Source organism: Streptomyces sp. A1277 (assembly GCF_004795015.1).
In the GTDB taxonomy this organism is placed as follows: Bacteria; Actinomycetota; Actinomycetes; order Streptomycetales; family Streptomycetaceae; genus Streptomyces.
Genome location: NZ_SSBI01000101.1, coordinates 1 through 1356 on the forward strand (window position 1 = coordinate 1; position 1356 = coordinate 1356).

General features: G+C 65.3%; 1 protein-coding gene. It reads right to left on the reverse strand.

The window, feature by feature from the left end:
- Positions 1-21 precede the first annotated feature (21 nt).
- On the reverse strand, positions 22-1092 hold the full coding sequence (locus tag E6R18_RS33815; protein ID WP_240799953.1) for an IS110 family transposase: 1071 nt from the start codon (positions 1090-1092) through the stop codon (positions 22-24).
- Positions 1093-1356 lie beyond the last annotated feature (264 nt).

A 1356-nucleotide genomic window follows, 5' to 3' on the forward strand; every position in this document is an offset into this window, starting at 1 on the left:
GCGTTGACGCTCCTATAGTTGTCAACTCGCTGTGGGGAGGGTCCGTGGTGCGGGTCGGATCAGGTGGTAGACCTCGCGGATGACGTAGCGTTTGAGGCATCGGATGATCTCGCGTTTCGTCTTGCCCTCGGCGGTGCGGCGGGTGACGTAGTCGATCGTCGGTTGGTGGAATCGCATGCGGACTATGACGGTCCGGTAGATCGCGGCGTTGAGCTGGCGGTGGCCGCCGTGGTTGATGCGGTGCCTTCCGCTGGTCATGCCGGAGCCAGTGGGCACAGGAGCGATGCCCGCAAGCTTGGCGAGGGCGGCTTCGGACTTGATGCGTTCAGGGTTGTCGCCGACCACGACGAGGATCTCCGCGGCGGTGTCCACACCGATGCCGAATGGTTCGAGTAGTTGCGGGGCGGCGCGGTGGACCAGCTCAGCGATCATTTTCGTCAGTTCCTTGGCCTCGGCGTCGAGGTACTGCCACCGTTTGGCCAGTGTTCGAAGGGCGTGACGCAGTGCGTCCTCGGGGCCCTCCAGTTGTCGAGGACGCAGGCCCGCCAGGTGCCGGGCCAGAGCGATTTGAGTTTTGCCCGCGGTCTCGTTGCGCAAGGGATCCGGAGCGTGGACAAGCATCGCTTTCATGGTGACCATCGCCGCTGAGCGCTGTTCGACGGCCTGGTCATGGGCGATCTTGAGCTGCCGGATCATCTCGGCTTCACCGTCGGCGCTCTTGGGTGTGGCCGTCGCGAACCCGGCCAGGACGGCTCGGGCGGCGTTCTCGGCGTCCAGGGTGTCGGACTTGCCGTTCATCCGTCGCAGCCGCCGGTCCGGGCGGCCGGCCTCGACCACCTTGTGCCCGGCCCGTCGAAGGAACGAGGCCAGGGTGGCGCCGTAGGAGCCGGTGCCCTCGATTCCGAAGGCCAGGATTCTGCCGTATGAGCCTGCCCAGTCCAGGAGTTGCTGGAATCCACCGGTGTCGGTGGGGATCGTCAAGGTTGCCAGGATCCCGCTGATCGTGTCCATCACTGCGGCAACGTGCACATGCTTGTGTGTGTCGACGCCGATCACGATGTGCCCGGACCTGTGCTGCTCGTTGTTGTCCACCGCGTTCCCTTCGGTCGGTAGCGTGGGGTGCACGCTGTCGCCGGCCGGAGGGACAGGACTGTCACGGGGACGCTTTGACGAGTTGGCTCCAGGCTCCTATGAGGTCACGTCCGTCCGGCGGCAGCGCTTGTTGCGTGCCCGGCCGGACGGTCGACAGATCAACGCCAGGACACCCGTGGGGTCGGTCGTAAGCAAGAGTCAGACCGTCACGGCCGGGACTACCCGATCCTTGCGGGATCCGGTACGAACAGACTGACAGTCGTA